We start from the raw sequence: 18,272 nt of genomic DNA on the forward strand, positions 1-18,272 counted from the left end.
CGCTACCATGCGGCGCTCCCTTTCGAGTCCCGGGCATGTCCGTTTTCCCCCAAGCCGCTTCCGCGCGGATCGCTACGCTCTGCGCGCTGTCGCTGGCCGCCTCGCTCGGCCTCGGTAGCTGCCTGCACGCGGCGGCCCCAGACACGCCTGCGCCGATGGTGAAGATCGCGGATGCCGCGCTCGTCGAGTTGAGTGGGCTTGCCCCGGGCAGCGATGAGGGGCTTTTCTGGGGGCACAACGATTATGGCAACGCTGCGCGCCTGTTCCGTCTGGGCGCCGACGGCGCGGCGCACGGTCGCGTGATGATTGCCGGCGCCGCCAACCGCGACTGGGAGGATCTGGCCTGGCGCGACAGTGATGACGGCCGCTGTCTGTTAATCGGCGAGATCGGAGACAATCGCGCCCACTACGAGGCATCCGCCGTGCATTTTCTGCCCGAGCCGGGGCCCGACGCCGAGCAGGCGGAGATCGCGGGCAGCCTGCGCTTCGCCTATCCGGAAGGTCCGCGTGACGCCGAGGGTCTGGCCTTCGACGCGCGCGAGCAGGCGATCTACGTGTTGTCCAAGCGTGCCACGCCACCGGTGCTTTACCGCCTGCCGGCGGGCCCGGATTGCGCGCCGGCAACGAATGAGGAGGCTCTGGCGGATCCGGTGGCGGAGCTGATCCTGCCGCCGCCGCCATTGTCAGCGCTCTTCGCCAGCCCGCGCCGGGGCCTGATGTTCAATCTGCCCACCGCGCTCGCGATCAGTCGCGACGGCGCGCGTATGGCGGTGCTTAGCTACGGCGCGCTCTACGTCTTCGACCGGGCCGAGGGCGAGGCCTGGGCCGGGGCGCTGCAGCGTATGCCGGGGCGCGCGATCTTCACGCCGATGCGGCAGGCCGAAGCTCTGGTGCTTGAGACCGGCGGGCGCGCGGCGCTGGTTGGCAGTGAGGGGCGACCCGGGCGCCTGCAGCGCGTGCAGTTGCCGCCCTTCGACGCGCAGCGCGCGACGCGTCCGTGGCTCAGGGAACTTCCCGCGCCACTGAGCGACCAAAAGCGCTGAGCCGGGCGGCAGCTCTGCTAGTGTCCTGTTCCTCAGATGCTCTTGCATGGCGCGTGGTCCTCGTCGCGTGTGGTGGCGTTGCGAAAGCGCTTTGTATCCCTGTTACGACTGCCTTACGCGCTTAGCCCGTCACGACGACGACTCGCGTCATTGATCAAGATATATACGGAACAGGACGCTAGCCTCCTCGGCGCAGAACATCGGCACACAACTAAGGGAGAATCCCATGCCCCGACACATTCGCATCGTCGCGACCGTTCTCGGTTGCGCGCTTGTCGGTACTGCCTGGCCGACCCAGGCGCAGCTGCAATCGGGCGTCATCGAAGCCAATTTGGACCGCGAGGTCGCGCCCGGCGACGATTTCTACCGTTACGTCAATGGCGACTGGCTGGCGCGCACGGAGATCCCTGCCGACCGTTCCAACTACGGCAGCTTCAGCATCATTCAAGACCGCACGCGCGAGCAGCTGCGCGTCATTCTGGACGCGCTGCGCACCGGTGAGCCCGAGACGCCGGAGGGCCGCAAGCTGGGCGCTCTCTATGCCAGCTACATGGATCTCGATGCGATCGAGGCGCGCGGCATCGCCCCCGTGCAGCCACTGTTGCAGCGTATCGCGGGGCTGGAAGAGCGCGCGGCGTTGCCGGGGCTGCTCGCCGAGTTGCAGCAGATCGGCGTCGACCTGCCGGTGGGTTTGTCGATCTACCGCGACGCACGTGCACCGGACCGCTATGCGCTCTACCTCAGCCAGTCCGGTCTCGGGTTGCCCGACCGCGAGTACTATCTTTCGGAACACAGCCGCTTCGCCGAGCTGCGCGGCGCCTATCGCGAGCACGTCGCGCGCATGCTGGCGCTGGCGGGTCTGGATCGCGCCGGCGAGCGCGCCGACGCCATCGTCGAGCTGGAGCGCGGGCTGGCCGACGCGCACTGGACGCGGGTAGCTTCTCGCGATCGCGAAGCGACCTACAACCCGGCGCCGGTTGACGAGCTGGCCGAGGCGGCGCCGGGCTTCGATTGGCGCGCCTTTTTGCACGCCCTCGGCGAGAAGCGTCCGGAGCAGGTAATCCTGCGCCAGCCCGATGCCATCGCGGCGACGGCCCGTCTGCTGGCCGAGGCTGATCTCGATACGCTCAAGAGCTGGTTGGCCTATCACGCGCTGGCTGAGCTGGCCCCATACCTGAGCTCGCCGCTGGTCGCGGAGCATTTCGGCTTTCACAAGGCCGAGCTCAGCGGCGTCGAACGTCAGAAGCCGCGCTGGAAGCGCGCCCTGGCCGTCGTCGAGGACGCCATGGGCGAGGCGCTGGGCAAGCGTTACGTGGCCAAGCACTTCCCGCCCGAGCAGCGTGCGCGCGTGCAGCGCATGGTCGACTATCTGGAGCGCGCCTATCGGCAGCGCATCAGCAAGCTGGAATGGATGGGCGACGCCACGCGCGAGGAAGCGCTCGACAAGCTGGCCCGCTTCTCCACCAAGATCGGTTATCCCGACGCATGGCGCGACTACGGTGCGCTGGAAATCGCCGCAGACGATCTCTTCGGCAATGTCCTACGCGCGCGCCGCCACGAATTCGCTTATCACTACGGCAAGCTCGGCGGACCGATTGACGACGACGAGTGGTTCATGACGCCGCAGACGGTCAACGCCTACTACAGCCCCGGCGGCAACGAGATCGTCTTTCCAGCCGCCATCCTGCAGCCGCCCTTCTTCAATCCGGCGGCCGATGACGCGGTGAACTTCGGCGCCATTGGTGCGGTGATCGGTCACGAGATCGGTCACGGCTTCGACGATCAGGGCTCGCGCTTCGACGGCCACGGCCGCATGCGCGACTGGTGGACCGAGGCCGACCGCGAGCGCTTCGAGGCCCGCACGCAGGATCTGGTCGAGCAGTACGACGCCTTCTGCCCGCTGGAGGACCACTGCGTGAATGGCGCGTTGTCTTTGGGCGAGAACATCGGCGATCTCGGTGGTGTCAGCATCGCCCGGCTCGCGCACCGCATGGCGCTGGCGGACGCCGGTCGGCCGCGGCAGCGCGATGACGCCCTGTTCAGCGGCGATATCGGCCTGCGCACGTCGCCAGCTACTCTCAGCGACGCGACCATCGACGGTTATACGCCGGCGCAGCGCTTCTTCATCGGCTGGGGACAGATCTGGGCGCGCAAGTATCGCGAGGCGGAGCTGATCAACCGGCTCAACAACGGCCCGCATTCTCCCGACGAGTTCCGCACCAACGGCGTCGTGCGCAACATCGACGCCTGGTACGCAGCCTTCGGTGTCGATGCCGAGGCCGAGCTCTATCTACCCCCGGAGGATCGCGTGTCGATCTGGTAGGGCTTAATACAGCGTTCACTGCGCGCCCGGCATATTGCCGGGCTGGTTTACGGCCCGCTGCATCTTCGGCGTATCCGCTAGGCTTAGCGTCGCGCCGGATGGCCGCATGAGGAGCGATCGAGGAATGACGACAGGGAGTCCGCGGCCTTCGCGCCGCCGCCGGCAGGAAGGCCAGCATCGGGCGGGGGTGGCGCGCGCGCGCCGGGGGCGAGCATGAGGCTGCATCTATGGCTGCTGGCGCTGGCGCTGACCGCCGTGGGCGTCGGAACCGTTTGGTACAAGCATTCCGTGCTCGGCTTCCCGCTGGAGGCCGAGGCCACTACGGACGCATGGATTGTCGAGGCGCGCCTCGGCTTCGAGCCGATCGGTGGCGCCGTCAAGGCGCAGTTGTCGCTGCCCGAGAGCCCGCCCGGCTACCGCATCCTCGAAGAGAACTTCATCTCGCGCGGCTACGGCGTGGCCGTCGAGCGCATTGACCAGCAGCGCACGGCAGTCTGGACGCAGCGCCGTCCCAGCGGCCGGCAGGCGCTCTTCTACCGCGCCACCCTCGTTCCCGACAACAGTGAGCGCGAGACCGATGCGCCGGTGCCCTTGCCGCCACCGGTCCCGGACTACGAGGAGCCCTATCTGCAGGCGGTGAACTCGGTGCTGGACGAGGTACGCAGCCGCTCCGCGGATGTGGCGACCTTCGCGTCCAGGCTGGTGCAGATGCTGGCCAGCCCCGAAAGCAACGACAACATCCGCCTCATGCTGGAGGGCAAGCGCTCGGATGTCGACAAAGTGTCCACCGCTATCCACATGCTCGCCGGCGCGCGAATTCCGGCACGCATGGTGCGCGGCGTTCGGCTTGAGGATGGCGCTCGCGACCTGCAGCCCAGCGCCTGGCTGGAGGTGCACAACGGTGAGGAATGGGTGCCCATCGACCCGGCCAATGGCAATACCGGCTATCCGCCGAATTTCGTGAAATGGTGGAAGAGTGCCGCCGACCCGGCGCAGGTGACGCGCGCGCGCAACGTCAATGTGCGTTTCGCGGCCAAGCGCAGCCAGCTCGACGCGCTGCAGGCCATTCGCGAGCGCGCCTCCGACAGCGTGCCGATGCTGGTTGAGTTCTCGCTGCTCAACCTGCCGGTGCAGACGCAGAACCTCTACCGGATCCTCCTGCTGGTGCCGCTGGGGGTGCTGCTCATCGTCTTTCTGCGCAATGTCATCGGCGTCAAGACATTCGGCACCTTCATGCCGGTGCTCATCGCCATAAGCTTCCGCGAGACACAGCTCATCGGTGGCATCGTGCTCTTTTCGCTGGTCACTGCCCTCGGGCTTTCCGTGCGCTTTTATCTGGAGCGGTTGAAGCTGCTTATGGTGCCGCGGCTGGCCGCAGTGGTCATCGTGGTGATCCTGCTCATCGCCCTGCTCAGCGTCATCAGTTACCAGCTGCGGTTGCCGGCGGGGCTGTCGGTATCGCTTTTCCCCATCGTCATTCTGGCGATGACCATTGAGCGCATGTCCGTCGTATGGGAGGAGCACGGCGCCGGCGAATCGGTCCGGCAGGGGCTGGGCAGTCTGCTGGTGGCCGTGGCCGGTTATCTGCTGATGTTCCACACCAACATGGAGCATCTGATGCTGGTCTTCCCCGAGCTGCTGCTGGTGGTGCTGGCACTGGTGCTGCTGCTCGGTCGCTACACGGGCTATCGCCTCACTGAGCTGCTGCGCTTCCGTAACGTCGAGGCGCCCTGATGGCCTGGATCGCCGCACCTTGGACGCTGAAGCGGGCCGGTATCGCCGGCATGAACTGGCGCAACGCCGCGCTCATCGCCGAGCAGAATCCGCGGCGCTTCTATCCCAGGGTCGACGACAAGCTGCTGACCAAGAAGCTGGCCCAGGCCGCCGGCATCGCCGTGCCCGCACTCTACGCCGAAGTGCGTACCAACCACGACGCTGCCGACATGCACGGCATCCTGGATCCTCTGAGCGACTTCGTGGTCAAGCCCGCGCACGGCGCTGGCGGTGACGGCATCTTCGTCATCGACGGTCGCGCGGGCGAACTCTTTCGCAAGTCCAGCGGCGTGTTGGTTACGCACGAGGCGATCGCGCATCACGTCTCGAACATCCTGTCCGGCATGTACAGCCTGGGCGGTCGGCCGGATACGGCGATGATCGAACAGCGCGTCGTCTTCGATCCGCTTTTCGCACGAATCACGCATCAGGGCGTGCCCGACATTCGCACCGTGGTTTACCGCGGCGTACCGATCATGGCCATGGTGCGCCTGCCGACGCGCCTGTCCGACGGCAAGGCGAACCTCCATCAAGGCGCGGTGGGCGCCGGCATCGACATGGCTACCGGCTGTCTGCTCAGTGGCATCTGGCGCAATGAGCCGGTGACGCATCATCCCGATTCGCAGAATTGCATCGCCGGGCTGGCCATTCCGCAGTGGGACGAACTGCTGGCGCTGGCGGCTCGCTGCTACGAGCTCACCGGCCTCGGTTATCTGGGCGTCGATGTCGTGCTCGACGCCTATGGCGGGCCGCTCATGCTGGAACTCAATGCCCGGCCCGGGCTAGGCATTCAGCTCGCCAACCGCGCTGGTCTGCGCGCGCGCGTGGAGGCAGTCGACGCAGACGCTCCCCTGGGAGCAACGGCTGCCCAGCGCGTCGCGTTCTCCATGCAGCGCTTCGCTGGGCCGGCCGTGGCCTGATCAGTCGCGTGCCAGCCGGCGCTCGTGCTCGGCGACAGCGGCCCAGGCCGCTTCGCGCTGCGCCAGCGGAATCGACTGATTGGCCGGGCTGGTTGAGGGCAGCCGCAGTACGCGCAGCTCCGGTCGCCGGCGCAGGCACGTGGCTTCCAGGTGCCTGCGAAACATCGTGGCCGCGCGCGCGCCGTTGAGCAGAACGGTGTCTATGCCCGGTGCCTTGTCCAAGAGATCCGGCACATCGTTGGGCCGCTCGCTGGCACGGTCGATGGCGCCATCGAGGCTGCCGCGACGTTGGCAGGCCGCCAGCACGTCCCAGAGCGCGACGCCGCAGTCGCACAGTGCCTGCAGCCGCTCGGCGTAGGGAGCCGCCGCGTCGATGCCCAGATGGCGCTCCATCATCGGCCAGAAGAGATTGCGCGGGTGCGCGTAGTAGCGCTGCTCGAGCAGAGAGGCCGCGCCGGGCATCGAGCCCAGCACCAGCACGCGTGCGCGGCTATCGGCCACCGGCGGCAGGCTGTTCAGCCGCGGCGCGCTGTCGGCGCCCACGGTGCTACTGGAAGCGGCCGTCGACGATACGCCCCTCGTCATCGAGCTTGGCGAAGAAGCGGCTGTTGTTCATGCGCAGCTCCTTGGTGGCGATGTCGCCGGGCAACACCAGGGTAATGTCCGGATAGACCTGACGCAGCTGCTCGGGTGTCGGCTCGTGGGCGGCGATGAACTCACGGAAGGCGGGCACGTCGCGGACGTTGCCCTCGCGCGGGGGCGGCAATTCGCGGTCGGTGGAGGTGGCGCAGCCAACCAGTAGCAGCCCGATCAGCGGTAACACGAGCAGGCGAAGGGAGATCCGGGGCATGGACGATCCAGAGGTACACGTTGGGTCTTGATTATGCGGCTTCTGCGCCTACTCTGGTGCCAGCGCCACCGGCTCGGCCAAGGGCAGCGTGCGGAAGTCGACAGCCGGTAGCTGGTCGCGCGCGCCCGCAAAGAAGGTGGGTAGATTCACGCCCAGCGGCAGTGGGCGCAGCGGTTCGGAGAGTGGGCGGGTGAAGTCGTCCCAGTGCACTGCAAAGACGCGTCCTGCGCCCGTGGCGCCCACCACTTCATCGAGATATCGCGGCAGATCGTCGATCAACGCCACGCCCAGCATCACCGCGTCGGCCTGCACGTCTGCGAGCGCGCCCGGTGTGAAGCCGGCGCTGCCGTGATGCAGCAGTCGCGCCTGCGGGTGCGTCACCAGGATCGACCAGGTGTGCTGCTGGCGATAGGCCAGCGGTGGTTCCGGTGGCTCCAGCGGTGCCTCGATGAGCCCCCGCGGCCGGCCGCCGGTGGCGCCGGCATGACGCGAGGCGATGAAGCGCAGCCGGAATTCGCCGGCCGTGATCTCTTCACCGTCGGTCACTGTGCGCAGCTGCGCCTCGGGTAGCCCGGCGCCGCGGCCAATGTTGGCTACGCCCTCGGAGCCCAGCAGTGTGGCGCCGGTCAGGCGTGCCACCACGCCGGCATCCAGGGCGTGGTCGTAATGCGCGTGCGACACCGCCACGGCATCCAGCCGTTCGATGCCCAGCCGCTGCAACCAGGCGCGGATGCGCTCGGCATCCGGCGCCGTCGGCCGATTGGTCAGCAGTCCGAGCTTGCCGGGGCGGCGCGTGAAGAAGGGGTCGATCATGACCGCGCTGTCGCCGGCGCGCAGCAGCGCGGCCGAAACCCCGAGCCATTGCAGGGTGACCGCGCCCTCACTGCTTTCGGCGAGATCCGACGGGTCCGGCCCGCTGCGTGGCCAATGCAGCCAGGCGGTGAGCAGTCCGGCGAGCAGCAGCAGGAGCAGCAGGAGGGCGAGCAGGGCGCGCCGCATCATGTCGCCCCGTGGGCGCTGGCGTGCAGGATGCGCACGCGCTGCGCGCCGACAGCGTGACCGATCGTCGGCGTCAGTCCCGCCTCCGAGGGCTGCTGCAGGCTCGCGCTGCGCCAGCCGCAGCGTCTCGCCTGTTCCAGCGTATCGGCCGCGTCGCGGAAGTGCAGGCGCACCGCGCCGCGCACGGCCAGCGACAGCCCGCCGATGAAGCCGCGCGTGGGCCAGTCGGCGTTGTCGGTGGGCAGATAGACATCGGCGAGATAGAGCGAGTCGGCGAATCCGGCCATGGAGCGCGCCGCCTCCTGCCAGAGGCGCTCGACGGCCCCTGCCGGCAGGTAGTTGAGCAGGCCCTCACTGATCAGCGCAATGCCCTGGCTGCGGTCGCGCTCGGCCAGCAGACCGGCGAGGCTCTGCGCGCCCTCGTGCCGGGTGGCGTCGAGGGCGCGCACGTCGTGGCCGGCGCCGAGCATGCCGGCGTCGGCCAGGAGGCGCCGCTTGGTGTGCGCCATCGCCGGCAAGTCGGTCTCGATGTAGTGCAGGGCCTCGCCGAAGCGTTGCTTCATGCGCCAGCCGCGTGCCGAGTGACCCGCCGCCAGTTCGATGACCTGCGTGACGCGTCCGACGGCGACCGCTTCGGCCAGCCAGGCGTCGATGGCGCAGTGTCGCGCGCGCAGCATGCCCTCCAGCGGCAGGCGTCGACCCAGCGGCGCGCCCAGTCGCAGGGCGCCGGCGAGCAGGCGCTCGCTGCGCGGGTGCAGCACCGCCGGAGACAGCCCGTAGCGCCGCCAGACCGCACCGGTGAAGCGGGCGGTAGGGCTGACGCGGGTGAAGCCGGAAAAGGGCATGGACGCTGCCTCCGCGCTAAGAGCCGTCCAGAATAGCGGCAGCGCGCCGTCGCCGCGTGCTGGTCGCGGACATGACACACTGTGCGCATGGTGCCGCGAAATGTAGACAAGGGGGCGCGGGTCGCCCGATGAATGATCACCTGGGTTATCTGCGACGATTCGTGGCGTCGCCGGGGCAGATTGGCAGTATTGCCCCGAGCTCGCCTTTCCTGACACGCGCGATGCTGCGCGGCGTCGACTGGGGGGGCATGTGCACGCTCGTGGAGCTGGGCGCGGGTACCGGCGTCTTCACCGCCGCCATCGAGGCAGCCCGCCTTCCGGAATCACGTTTTCTGGTCTTCGAAAAGGAGGCCGGCTTGCGTACCAAGCTGCAGAGCCGCTTCGCCACTGCCGAGTTGCACAGTGACGCCGCGATGCTGCGTGAGCTGGTGGGTGACGGCGGCGCCGACTGCGTGATCTCGGGGCTGCCCTTCGCCAACTTCCGCCCCGCGCTGCGTCGATCGCTGCTGCGCGACATCCGGGCCGCGCTGCGACCGGGCGGGATTTTTGTCGCCTTCCAGTATTCGTTGCAGATGCGTGGCGAGTTACGCGGCCGCTTCGACGAGATGGACCTGGAACTGGTGTTGCGCAACGTTCCGCCGGCCGTGGTCTACCGTTGTCGCAATCGCGTTGCGCCCGAGTGCGATCCGCTGCCTGTGGCGCTGCCGGGCGAGCCGCTTGCCGCCGGCAGACCCGACGAGCGCCAGCCACTGGCGATGCGATCGCCTCGACAGGGCGGCTGATTCCCAGTTGGTGATCCCCGGCTAGCGATCCGTGGCCAGTCGATGGCTCACACGGCCCGGCCCCGATAAACGCGGCCGTAGGCCGCGTCGTGCGATTTCTCCTGCGACTTCTTCTTCTTCGGCGCGCCGGATGCCTCCGGTGCCCGGCCGCGATAGCTGTGCCGGCTGACTTCCTCGCTGCTGGGCGGCGGTTGTTCCAGTACGCGCTTGACGGCCGTGGCCAGCGCCTCCTGCAGTCGGCCCATGCGCAGTGGCCGGCTGATGCCGTTCTCGGGACAGGCCCCGACCGGGGCGTAGGGGACGAGCACGGCGTCGTTCTCGGCGGCGAAGCGCGCGCCCAGATCTTCGCCCTCGGCGTCGCCGGTGTTGAGAATGATGATCTCCGCGCGGGCGGCGTCGCTTTCCCAATGCAGGTCTGCAGGCAGACGGCTGGCGATGACGGCGGTGGCTGCGACCAGCGCGCGTGACTGTGTGTCGGCGACGCCGAGCAGGGCCACGGTGACGGTGCTGCGCTTCATGGCGGCTCCCGGGGGATGGGATGCAAGACGTTGCAAGAGTTGCGCCAGGTCGTGCGCCCGTCGTGGTGGGCAGCGCTTCCTCTGCCGGCGCCGCCGCGGCGCAGTCGCTGCCCCGCCAGCGTGCGCGCTGCACTGCAGCGGGTCAGTCGGTGAGGCGCCGGTACATCACGAAGGCGTCTACCTCGCCGAGGCGCGGGTGGTGGAAGGCGCCGGGCAGGCGTCCCACCGTGGCAAAGCCCATGCGGTCCCAGAGCGCCTTGGCGCGTGTGTTGCTCGCCACCACCAGGTTGTACTGCATGGCGCGATAGCCCAGCCGACGCGCTTCAGCCAGCGAATGCCGGCACATGGCGGTGCCCACCCCCTTTCCGCGCGCGTCGGTGGCGACGATATAGCCGCAGTTGCAGACGTGCGCGCCCAGACCCGGCTGATTGGGCTTGATCAGGTAGCTGCCCAGCAGCCGGCCGTTCGCCTCGGCGACATAGCTGGTCTGCGGCGCGGCGATCCAGGCCTGGTAGGCGGCCTGCTCGTCGATCTCGGGCGAGTGCGGGTGGCTCTCGCCGGAGCGGAACTCGGCCTCCAGGATCGGCCACAGCGCCGGCCAGTCTTCGTCGTGGAAGTGGCGAATCACGGGCATGGCATGAGTTTGCGGCGGTTGGGCGTACGATGAGCGGGGACGAACAGACGCTTCGTGCCCGGCCCGACCATCCTGCCATCGCTGCGGTGCTAGGGGTAGCTCGGTGAGCGCTGGCATATGTTCTGCAAGTATTTCACCTTGCGAGATGGCTTCGGCGGTAAGTCGGCGAGGAGGCAACATGAAGCGAGTCAAGGATTCTTCGGGCTATGCGCTCTGGCTGGCGGCGCTGCTGTCGGGGCTGCCTCTTTTTGCCTGGCAGGCGCACCGGCTGCGCCGCGATACACCCAGGCTAGAAGGCGCCGCCGGCCCGACGCGGGGCCGTATCCGCGGCCGCGCGTCTGCACTTGCGCTACACGCCGTGGGTGAATCCACTGTCGCCGGTGTCGGCGCGCCGGATCATGCCCATGCGCTGGCGGGAAGATGCGCGGCGGCCCTGGCGTCGCGCAGCGGCCGCGCCGTGCACTGGCAGGCGCATGGCCACAACGGGGCGACGGCGCGCGATGTGCGCTATCGCTATGTGCCCGAGATTGCGCACGATGCCGCCGTGGTGGTGATCGCTCTCGGCGTCAACGATGTGCTCTCCGGCTGCGCGCCCGAGACGTGGCGCTACAACCTGCGCAAGCTGCTGGCCTCGACCCGCCGGCGCGCGCCCGGTGCCGTCATCGCGCTGAGCGCGGTGCCGCCGATGGGGCACTTTCCGGCCATTCCGCAACCCCTGCGCGCCATGCTGGGCGTACGCGCGCATGCCTTCGACCGCATCATCAGCATCGAGGCCGCCGCTTGTCCGCAGGCGGTCTATGTGCCGATCCCCTTCGAGGGCGGTACCGATTATTTCTGCGACGATCGCTTCCATCCCTCGCCGCTGGGTTATGAGCGCTGGGGTGCCCTCATCGGTGAGGCAGCGGCGCTGCGCCTTCAGTCGGGCTCGACGTCGGCGTAGCAGTTCGGATCGAAGCGCGGCGTGCAGACGGCGAGGAAGACCAGATCCTCGTCGCCGTCGTTGGCGATGCGCTGCGGTGCCCCGGCCGGAATCCGTAGCGTATCGCCCGGCGCGAGGCGGAAGCTCTGTCCGGAAACCTCTGCCGTGCCGTGGCCGGCAAGGCCGACATAGCGCTCGACCGTACCGGTGAGGGTATGCAGCCGGGTCGTGCCGCCGGCCGGCAGGCGTGCTTGCACGATGGAGACGGCCTCGTCGGCCGGGTCGTTCCACCACTCGCTGATCCAGCAGCCTTCCTCGAACCAGTAGGGTTCCGGCGCCTGTGCGTGGGTGGTTGCGCTGCGCCGTTCGCGCAGCTGGCGGTAGAGCCCGGAGATATCGTCGTCGCCGAAGCCCTCGGCGACCAGCCGGTTGTAGTCGGCGGCGGTACGGTCGACGACCGGCAGCGGCAGTCCCTTGTCGGCGGCCATGCGCTGGCAGATGCGCAGATCCTTGAGATGCAGGGCCATGCGGAAGCCGGGGGCGTACTCACCGGCGGCCATGCTGCGACCGCGGTTGTTGACGAACCAGGAGCCGGCCGCGCCGGAACCCACAACCTCAACGACCTGATCCGCGTCCAGACCGGCGGCCTCGGCCAGCGCCATGCCCTCGCAGACGGCCTGATTGATGCCTGCCGCCATGACCTGGTTGACGGCCTTGCAGATCTGGCCGGCCCCGACCGGTCCTAGGTGCACGCGGCGCGCGCCCATGGCATCGAGCAACGGCGCGGCCTCGGCGATATCGGCCTCGGCGCCGCCCAGCATGAAGGTCAGCTTGGCCTGGCGCGCACCTTCGGCGCCACCGGTAATGGGCGCGTCGATAAAGCGTGCACCCACCTTTGCGAGTCTCGAAGCGGCTTCGCGCGCGGTGGCGTCGGCCACTGTCGAGGCGTCGATCACGAGCTTGCCGGCGGCCTCCGCAACGCAGAGGGCGTCGACGACCTCCAGGATCTCCGCATCGGCGCGCACGCAGATCACGATGATGTCGGCCCGTTCCCAGAGTGCGGCCGGATGCTCGGCGTGGCATACGCCCAGCTCGGCGGCGCGCGCGGCGGCCTTATCGTGGGTATGGCTCCAGACGCCGGTCAGATAGCCGGCTGCCTGTAGATGTCCGGCCATGGGCGAACCCATGGTGCCCAGTCCGATGAATCCGGCCTGCATGACTGCTCCCGATCGAATGGTCGTGTTGGAGGGGATGAGCGTGCTTGCAACAATCGCCCTTACCGCCAATGCTGCAAGGCATGGCAAAACTACGCATGCGCGACGGCGCCAAGCTCAACTATATCGAGGTCGGACGCGGCGATCCGGTCATCCTGCTGCACGGCTTCGCGATGCGGGGGGCGCACTGGCTGCCCTTTGTCGCGCGCCATGCGCACCGGCATCGTTTCATCCTGCCCGATCTGCGCGGCTTCGGCGGCTCGCACGAGCTGCCCTTGTCCGGTGAGCGGCTGCTCGACCAGCACGCCGACGATCTGCACGATCTGATCACCGGTCTGGGGCTGCGCGAGGTGGCGCTGGCCGGTCTGTCGATGGGTGCCTGCACGGCGCTGCAGTACCACCAGCGCTACGGCTTCGACGCGGTGCGCTCCTATCTGCACATCGACCAAGGGCCCTGCGTGCGCAACGGTCCGGACTGGCAGTGGGGGCTGATGGGGCCCGAGCAGCACGCGCTGCTGTCGCCCTGGGCCGAGCTGATGACGCAGATGGCGCCGTGGCGGGAGCGTTCCTTCGGCGCCATTCCGCGCGAGCTGCGTCGCCGCTTCTGGGGCGCCCTGGCCGAGTTCTACGGCGCTGCCTTCCATCGTCGCGGCTGGCAGCAGGCCGTCAACATCACACGCATCGAGCGTGTGGCGCGGGCCGCCTTCCCGGTCACCAACTGGCCGGTCTACATGGCCTGCCTGCAGGCCTATCTGCACAACGATTACGACTGGCGCGACTCGCTGCGGACCCTGGACAAGCCGATGACCGCCATCGTGGGCATGGAGTCGGCGCTCTATCCGGCCGAGGGCCAGCTGCGCATCGCCGACTATGCGCCAACGGTGCGGATCGAGCGCTTCGCAGGCTGCGGGCACGCTGTGCCCTTCGAGGCGCCGCTGCGCTTTGCGCGGACCTTGTCCGGATTCCTGGAGGAAGCGCGGCAGCCGCTGGCTACGGCTCCGCCGCCCGAGCTGCGGCGCGCTCAGGCAGCCTGATCGGCAGCCGCGCGCGAGCGCGGCGCCAGCCAGTCCGCGGCCCAGCGCCAGGTGGTTTCCGGCGCGCGTGCGCCGCCGAAGACGCCGGCGTGCCCGCCGGGGGCGACACGGAAATCCTGGTCACCGCTGGCCACGACGTCCAGCACGTGCCGTGCCGAGGCCTCGGGCACGATGCGGTCGGTATCGCCGGCGATGGCCAGCAGGTTGCAGTCCAGCCCGCGCAGCAGGCTGCTGCGCGCTTCGCCCAGCGGAATCTCGCCGCGCGCCAGCGCATTGTCCAGGCCGACGCGCACGATGAAGTCCTGCACGATGCCGCCGGGGTAATCGTGCATGCGGTTGAACCAGGCCGCCGTGGTGGCGTGCTCGACGACGTATTCGCGGTCGCCGAGGTTCATTAGCAGGTCGATGTAGGCCGCCAGCGTACCCTTCGGGTTGCTGAGCTTGAAGGCTACCGAGGCGGCGATGCCCGGGATGCGCAGGTACTTCGGGTTGATGTTGTGCACGCGGAAGCCGGTGAAGCGGCGCACCAGCCGGGTCGGCAGGCGCAGGCGCTGCAGCAGCTCGCCGGCTGCGCCCATCTCGTGATAGTCGACCGGGCTGGCGATGGTCACCAGGTTGCGGATGCCCGGATCGCGCGCCCAGCCGGCGTAGATCAGAGCGAAGAGTCCGCCCATGCAGTAGCCGAGCAGGGAGATATCCTGCGTCCTGGCGTGCGCGCGCAGTGCCGCCACGGCCGCCGGCAGCTTCTCGGTGCAGTAGTGGCGCAGGCCGAGGTGGACATCGTCGGCATCCGGGTCGCCCCAGTCGACGAGATAGACGGCAAAGCCTCGGGCGCGCAGATAGCGCACCAGGCTGCGGTGCGGCAGCAGGTCGAAGATCATGGTGCTGGCGGCCAGCGGCGGTACCAGCAGCAACGGCACGGCGTGCTCCTGCCGGGCCACGGTCAGCTCCTGCTCGCCGACAGTGATGCGGTCATTCTCCAGCGGCGAGTAGTAGCGCAGACGCATCAAGCCGTCGTCGAGAAGCACCTCAAAGGGGGTCTGATCGGCGGCGTAGAAGGCTTCGCTGTCGGTGGCGCGTTCGACGGCCACGCTGAGCCATTGCAGCGCCTGCTCGCCGGCGGCGGCGCCGCGGCGTATCAAGCTGTCGGCCAGACGCATCACGCTTCGCTGAGGTAGGTATAGCCGGACAGGCCTGCCTCCAGCTCGGAGAGCAGGGCAGAGGCCTCGCGGCGCGGCAGGCCGAGTCCGTTGATCTTGCTGCGGTAGCTGCGCATCAGCGCCTCGGGCGCGAAATGCACGTAGCGCAGCAGGTCGCTGGCGGCGTCCCCCTGCTCGGGCGATTCCAGCCGCCAGCCGTCCGGCGCTGTTTCGTCCAGCACAACGTTGACGGCGTTGGTGTCGCCGAAGAGGTTGTGCATGTCGCCCAGGATCTCCTGATAGGCGCCGACCATGAAGAAGCCGAGCCAGTAGGGCTCGTCGGTGCGCAGGCTGTGCGCGGCCATAGTGGCCTCGATGCCGCGGCGGTCGACGTAGTGGTCGATGCGGCCGTCCGAGTCGCAGGTCAGATCGCACAGCGCCACGCGCTGGTCGGGACGCTCGTCGAGGCGATGGATGGGCAGGATGGGGAAGACCTGCTGGATGGCCCAGATGTCGGGCAGCGACTGGAATACCGAGAAGTTGCAGAAGTACTTGCTTGCCAGGCGCTGCTCCAGCTCGTCGAGTGCCTCGCGGTGCGCGCGGATGCTTGGATCCAGGCGTGCGCGCACGCCCTGGGCGATAGCGACGTAGAGCTGCTCGGCGCGCGCCCGCGCCGCAAGATCCAGCAGGCCGTGGCTGTACTGGCTGTGCACGTCGCCGAGCCAGGCCGCGGCATCGTAGAGCAGCTCCAGTGGCGGCCGCGCATCGAGCTGGGCCTGCACGCTGTGCAGCTCCTGCAGCGGCGCCGGGTCTTCCGCGCCTGGTTTCGGCACCGGTCCGGAGGGCACGGCCTCGACGTCGACGACGTCGGTGATCAGCACGGCGTGATGCGCGGTGAGCGCGCGGCCGGATTCGGAGATGACTTCCGGCTCCGGGTGGCCGCCTTGCGCGCAGGTGTCCTTCAGGCTACGCAGGATGGCTGTGGCGTATTCGCGCGGCGAATAGTTCATCGAGCAGTAGGAGCGCGAGCGTGTGCCCTCGTAGTCCACGCCCAGACCGCCGCCGACATCCACCACGGTCACCGGTGCGCCGGCGTTGCGCAGCTCGGCGTAGAAGCGGGCCGCTTCGCGCATGCTGCGGTGGATGTCGCCGACATTGGCGACCTGCGAACCAAGATGGAAGTGCAGCATCTGTACCGCCTCCAGCTGCCCGGCGGCGCGCAGCGTGTCCAGCGCGCGCAGCACCTGCGTCGCCGACAGTCCGAACTTGGAGCGCTCGCCACCGGTGTTCTGCCACTTGCCGGCGCTGATGGCGGCCAGACGCACGCGCAGGCCGATGCGCGGCGCCACCTTCAGCGCTTCAGCCTCGCGCATGACGATGGCGAGCTCGGAGAGCTTCTCGATGACGATGTAGACGCGGTGGCCGAGCTTCTCGCCGATCAGCGCGCGCCGGACGTAGGCGCGATCCTTGTAGCCGTTGCATACGATGACCGAGCCCGGCGCGGCCGAGCCCAGGACGGCAGCCAGCTCGGGCTTGCTGCCGGCTTCCAGGCCGACCCGGTCGCCACCCGCGCGCACGATGCCTGCCACTACTGTCTGCTGCTGGTTGACCTTGATGGGATAGACCAGGGTGTAGCCACCGGCGTAGTCGAGCGCGGCGCGTGCCTCGTCGAAGGCATTGACCAGGGATCGGATGCGGTCCGCGAGGATGTCGCCGAAGCGCAGCAGCACGGGCAGCTCCAGGCCTTCGCTGGGCAGGCGCCGGGTCAGCGCGGCGAGATCGATGGCCGGTCCGCCGGCGCCGCGCGGCTGCACGAGCAGATGGCCCTGCTGCCCGACGGCGACATAGCCTTCGCTCCACTCGGGAATGTTGTAGGCGGTCGCCGCGTCAGCGGGGCGCCAGCTGGAATCGGTCATTGCAACAGGGCTGTTTGCTTATACTCGGCGGCTGCCAATCCGGGGAGAGCGACTCATGACGCTGCCGCAGAACAACTGGTTCACCGAAATCGACGAAACCACGGGCACGGCATTGTCGCTCAGACTGGGCGAGCACGTGCACGGCGAGGACACGCCGATCCAGCGTATCGACATCTACCGCACCGATACCTTCGGCTACCTGATGACCATCGACGGCTGCACGATGGTGAGCACGCGCGACAACTTCCTCTATCACGAGATGATGGCGCATCCGGTGCTCAACGCCCATGCCGCGCCGAAGCGCGTGGCCATCATCGGTGGCGGCGACTGCGGCACCCTCAACGAGGTGCTCAAGCACCCCGAGGTGGAATCCGCGATTCAGATCGAGATCGACGAGCGCGTCACGCGCTTGGCCGAGCAGTATTTCCCGGAGCTCTGCGCGCGCAACGACGATCCGCGCGCCGAACTCTTCTTCGGTGACGGGCTGGCCTGGATGCGCGACGCCGAGCCGGGCAGCGTGGACGTCGTCATCGTCGATTCCACCGACCCGGTGGGGCCGGCCGAGGGGCTGTTCGGCCCGAAGTTCTACGGCGACGTGTTCCGCGCGCTGGGCAAGGACGGCCTGCTGGTGCATCAGTCGGAATCGCCGCTGCTGCATCAGCAGCTGATCGTGGCCATGCATCGCGCCATGCGCGAGGCAGGTTTCGCGCAGACGCATCTGTTGCACTTCCCGCAGCCGATCTATCCCTCGGGCTGGTGGAGCGCCTCGCTGGGTTGCAAGCGTCCGCTGACGGCGGAGGAACGCCTCGATGAGCGCGCCATCGCCGCGTTGGAGACGCAGTACTACAATGCCGCCACGCATCGCGCGGCATTTGCCCTGCCCAACTATCTGCGCGAGCAGCTCGACGCGCTCTGAAGCGCGCCCTGCAGGTCAGCCGCAGGCGCGGTCGACGAGACCCTGCTGCATGGCGATGATCTCCTCGCGCTCGGTCTCGCTCAGCTTGCGCTCTTCGCCGCTGTCGGTGGTCTCCACCAGCCGGTCAGCGTTGCGGTAGCGCTCCAGGGTCTCACGCGCCTCGGTGCATGCGGCGGCCGCATCGGCCCCGGCCTGCTGCGTTGGCGTCTCGTCACGGTTTCCGGACGCCGGGGCGGCGTTGTCGGCAATCGCGCCCGAAGGCTCGAAGAGCTGGTAGTCGACGGTAGCCGGTGGCCGGTCGCCGAAATGCAGATGACCGCTGCTGTCGCGCCACTGATAGACCTCGGCCCCGGCGGGGGCGCTGGCGCCGGAGGTCAGCAGCAGCAGTGCGAAGCCGAGCGCTGCGCTTGCTCGTGGAGAATGCTGACTCATGCGGCTAGTCTAGCC

General features: G+C 68.5%; 18 protein-coding genes. 8 read left to right on the forward strand and 10 right to left on the reverse strand.

Going from position 1 to position 18,272, the window contains the following annotated elements:
* Positions 1 to 35: 35 nt before the first annotated feature.
* The 4 genes from U743_RS16460 to U743_RS16475 all read left to right on the forward strand — a co-directional run bounded on the left by U743_RS16460 (position 36) and on the right by U743_RS16475 (position 6,059).
* Complete coding sequence (locus tag U743_RS16460) at positions 36 to 1,043, forward strand: hypothetical protein (RefSeq protein ID WP_043769911.1); 1,008 nt, start codon at positions 36 to 38, stop codon at positions 1,041 to 1,043.
* 226 nt (positions 1,044 to 1,269) lie between these two features.
* Positions 1,270 to 3,366 carry a M13 family metallopeptidase gene (locus U743_RS16465; RefSeq protein WP_043769912.1) on the forward strand — a complete coding sequence of 699 codons (2,097 nt, stop codon included), beginning with the start codon at positions 1,270 to 1,272 and terminating at the stop codon, positions 3,364 to 3,366.
* 213 nt (positions 3,367 to 3,579) lie between these two features.
* Positions 3,580 to 5,100 (forward strand): UUP1 family membrane protein, encoded by a 1,521-nt coding sequence (locus U743_RS16470; protein ID WP_043769916.1) that lies wholly within the window; start codon positions 3,580 to 3,582, stop codon positions 5,098 to 5,100.
* Positions 5,100 to 6,059, forward strand: coding sequence for an alpha-L-glutamate ligase-like protein (locus U743_RS16475; protein WP_043769918.1), 960 nt, complete (start codon positions 5,100 to 5,102; stop codon positions 6,057 to 6,059). The genes U743_RS16470 and U743_RS16475 overlap by 1 nt, the downstream gene beginning before the upstream one ends.
* Here U743_RS16475 and U743_RS16480 read toward each other — a convergent pair whose 3' ends face one another.
* From U743_RS16480 to U743_RS16495, 4 genes are read right to left on the reverse strand one after another with little or no spacing between them, the layout of a single operon-like run.
* Positions 6,060 to 6,602, reverse strand: a complete 543-nt coding sequence (locus tag U743_RS16480) for a DNA-deoxyinosine glycosylase (RefSeq protein WP_043769921.1) — start codon at positions 6,600 to 6,602, stop codon at positions 6,060 to 6,062. It lies immediately after the preceding gene.
* Between the two features lie 4 nt (positions 6,603 to 6,606).
* A complete protein-coding gene (locus U743_RS16485) occupies positions 6,607 to 6,909 on the reverse strand; it encodes a hypothetical protein (RefSeq protein ID WP_043769923.1) in 303 nt (100 codons plus the stop codon).
* 48 nt (positions 6,910 to 6,957) lie between these two features.
* A complete protein-coding gene (locus U743_RS16490; protein ID WP_084191619.1) occupies positions 6,958 to 7,911 on the reverse strand; it encodes an MBL fold metallo-hydrolase in 954 nt (317 codons plus the stop codon).
* Positions 7,908 to 8,753, reverse strand: a complete 846-nt coding sequence (locus U743_RS16495; RefSeq protein ID WP_052368309.1) for a class I SAM-dependent methyltransferase — start codon at positions 8,751 to 8,753, stop codon at positions 7,908 to 7,910. Before U743_RS16495 ends, U743_RS16490 begins: the two co-directional genes overlap by 4 nt.
* 128 nt (positions 8,754 to 8,881) lie before the next feature.
* Between U743_RS16495 and U743_RS16500 the strand changes: the two genes are divergently transcribed.
* Positions 8,882 to 9,535, forward strand: coding sequence for a class I SAM-dependent methyltransferase (locus U743_RS16500; RefSeq protein ID WP_198022085.1), 654 nt, complete (start codon positions 8,882 to 8,884; stop codon positions 9,533 to 9,535).
* A 47-nt stretch (positions 9,536 to 9,582) separates the two neighbouring features.
* On the opposite strand, the gene U743_RS16505 is transcribed toward U743_RS16500, so the two are convergent.
* Positions 9,583 to 10,053 carry a hypothetical protein gene (locus U743_RS16505; RefSeq protein ID WP_043769924.1) on the reverse strand — a complete coding sequence of 157 codons (471 nt, stop codon included), beginning with the start codon at positions 10,051 to 10,053 and terminating at the stop codon, positions 9,583 to 9,585.
* A gap of 142 nt (positions 10,054 to 10,195) precedes the next feature.
* Positions 10,196 to 10,687: a GNAT family N-acetyltransferase gene (locus U743_RS16510; protein WP_043769927.1), complete on the reverse strand. Its 492-nt coding sequence runs from the start codon at positions 10,685 to 10,687 to the stop codon at positions 10,196 to 10,198.
* Positions 10,688 to 10,865: 178 nt separating this feature from the next.
* Here U743_RS16510 and U743_RS16515 point away from each other — a divergent pair, with 178 nt between their 5' ends.
* On the forward strand, positions 10,866 to 11,627 hold the full coding sequence (locus U743_RS16515) for an SGNH/GDSL hydrolase family protein (protein WP_052368311.1): 762 nt from the start codon (positions 10,866 to 10,868) through the stop codon (positions 11,625 to 11,627).
* Here U743_RS16515 and U743_RS16520 read toward each other — a convergent pair.
* Positions 11,603 to 12,823 (reverse strand): NAD(P)-binding domain-containing protein, encoded by a 1,221-nt coding sequence (locus U743_RS16520; RefSeq protein ID WP_084191620.1) that lies wholly within the window; start codon positions 12,821 to 12,823, stop codon positions 11,603 to 11,605. The genes U743_RS16515 and U743_RS16520 overlap by 25 nt on opposite strands.
* 80 nt (positions 12,824 to 12,903) lie before the next feature.
* Here U743_RS16520 and U743_RS16525 point away from each other — a divergent pair, with 80 nt between their 5' ends.
* Complete coding sequence (locus tag U743_RS16525) at positions 12,904 to 13,854, forward strand: alpha/beta fold hydrolase (protein ID WP_198022086.1); 951 nt, start codon at positions 12,904 to 12,906, stop codon at positions 13,852 to 13,854.
* Here U743_RS16525 and U743_RS16530 read toward each other — a convergent pair.
* Both U743_RS16530 and speA read right to left on the reverse strand, forming a co-directional pair.
* On the reverse strand, positions 13,842 to 15,014 hold the full coding sequence (locus tag U743_RS16530) for an alpha/beta fold hydrolase (protein WP_052368312.1): 1,173 nt from the start codon (positions 15,012 to 15,014) through the stop codon (positions 13,842 to 13,844). The two genes, U743_RS16525 and U743_RS16530, sit on opposite strands and share 13 nt — an antisense overlap.
* On the reverse strand, positions 15,014 to 16,909 hold the full coding sequence (speA, locus tag U743_RS16535) for a biosynthetic arginine decarboxylase (protein ID WP_043769932.1): 1,896 nt from the start codon (positions 16,907 to 16,909) through the stop codon (positions 15,014 to 15,016). The genes U743_RS16530 and speA overlap by 1 nt, the downstream gene beginning before the upstream one ends.
* Positions 16,910 to 16,964: 55 nt before the next feature.
* Here speA and speE point away from each other — a divergent pair, with 55 nt between their 5' ends.
* A complete protein-coding gene (speE, locus tag U743_RS16540; protein ID WP_043769935.1) occupies positions 16,965 to 17,825 on the forward strand; it encodes a polyamine aminopropyltransferase in 861 nt (286 codons plus the stop codon).
* Between the two features lie 15 nt (positions 17,826 to 17,840).
* Here speE and U743_RS16545 read toward each other — a convergent pair whose 3' ends face one another.
* On the reverse strand, positions 17,841 to 18,257 hold the full coding sequence (locus U743_RS16545) for a DUF4124 domain-containing protein (protein ID WP_043769938.1): 417 nt from the start codon (positions 18,255 to 18,257) through the stop codon (positions 17,841 to 17,843).
* Between the last annotated feature and the right edge of the window lie 15 nt (positions 18,258 to 18,272).

The sequence above is a fragment of the Algiphilus aromaticivorans DG1253 genome, from assembly GCF_000733765.1.
Classification (GTDB): Bacteria; Pseudomonadota; Gammaproteobacteria; order Nevskiales; family Nevskiaceae; genus Algiphilus; species Algiphilus aromaticivorans.

Bases quoted from the DNA above. Each gene is read 5' to 3' on its own strand.
- U743_RS16460 (WP_043769911.1), top strand. From the start codon at position 36: ATGTCCGTTTTCCCCCAAGCCGCTTCCGCGCGGATCGCTACGCTCTGC.
- U743_RS16465 (WP_043769912.1), top strand. From the start codon at position 1,270: ATGCCCCGACACATTCGCATCGTCGCGACCGTTCTCGGTTGCGCGCTT.
- U743_RS16470 (WP_043769916.1), top strand. From the start codon at position 3,580: ATGAGGCTGCATCTATGGCTGCTGGCGCTGGCGCTGACCGCCGTGGGC.
- U743_RS16475 (WP_043769918.1), top strand. From the start codon at position 5,100: ATGGCCTGGATCGCCGCACCTTGGACGCTGAAGCGGGCCGGTATCGCC.
- U743_RS16485 (WP_043769923.1), bottom strand. From the start codon at position 6,909: ATGCCCCGGATCTCCCTTCGCCTGCTCGTGTTACCGCTGATCGGGCTG.
- U743_RS16490 (WP_084191619.1), bottom strand. From the start codon at position 7,911: ATGATGCGGCGCGCCCTGCTCGCCCTCCTGCTGCTCCTGCTGCTGCTC.
- U743_RS16495 (WP_052368309.1), bottom strand. From the start codon at position 8,753: ATGCCCTTTTCCGGCTTCACCCGCGTCAGCCCTACCGCCCGCTTCACC.
- U743_RS16500 (WP_198022085.1), top strand. From the start codon at position 8,882: ATGAATGATCACCTGGGTTATCTGCGACGATTCGTGGCGTCGCCGGGG.
- U743_RS16505 (WP_043769924.1), bottom strand. From the start codon at position 10,053: ATGAAGCGCAGCACCGTCACCGTGGCCCTGCTCGGCGTCGCCGACACA.
- U743_RS16510 (WP_043769927.1), bottom strand. From the start codon at position 10,687: ATGCCCGTGATTCGCCACTTCCACGACGAAGACTGGCCGGCGCTGTGG.
- U743_RS16515 (WP_052368311.1), top strand. From the start codon at position 10,866: ATGAAGCGAGTCAAGGATTCTTCGGGCTATGCGCTCTGGCTGGCGGCG.
- U743_RS16520 (WP_084191620.1), bottom strand. From the start codon at position 12,823: ATGCAGGCCGGATTCATCGGACTGGGCACCATGGGTTCGCCCATGGCC.
- U743_RS16525 (WP_198022086.1), top strand. From the start codon at position 12,904: ATGGCAAAACTACGCATGCGCGACGGCGCCAAGCTCAACTATATCGAG.
- U743_RS16530 (WP_052368312.1), bottom strand. From the start codon at position 15,014: ATGCGTCTGGCCGACAGCTTGATACGCCGCGGCGCCGCCGCCGGCGAG.
- speA (WP_043769932.1), bottom strand. From the start codon at position 16,909: ATGACCGATTCCAGCTGGCGCCCCGCTGACGCGGCGACCGCCTACAAC.
- speE (WP_043769935.1), top strand. From the start codon at position 16,965: ATGACGCTGCCGCAGAACAACTGGTTCACCGAAATCGACGAAACCACG.
- U743_RS16545 (WP_043769938.1), bottom strand. From the start codon at position 18,257: ATGAGTCAGCATTCTCCACGAGCAAGCGCAGCGCTCGGCTTCGCACTG.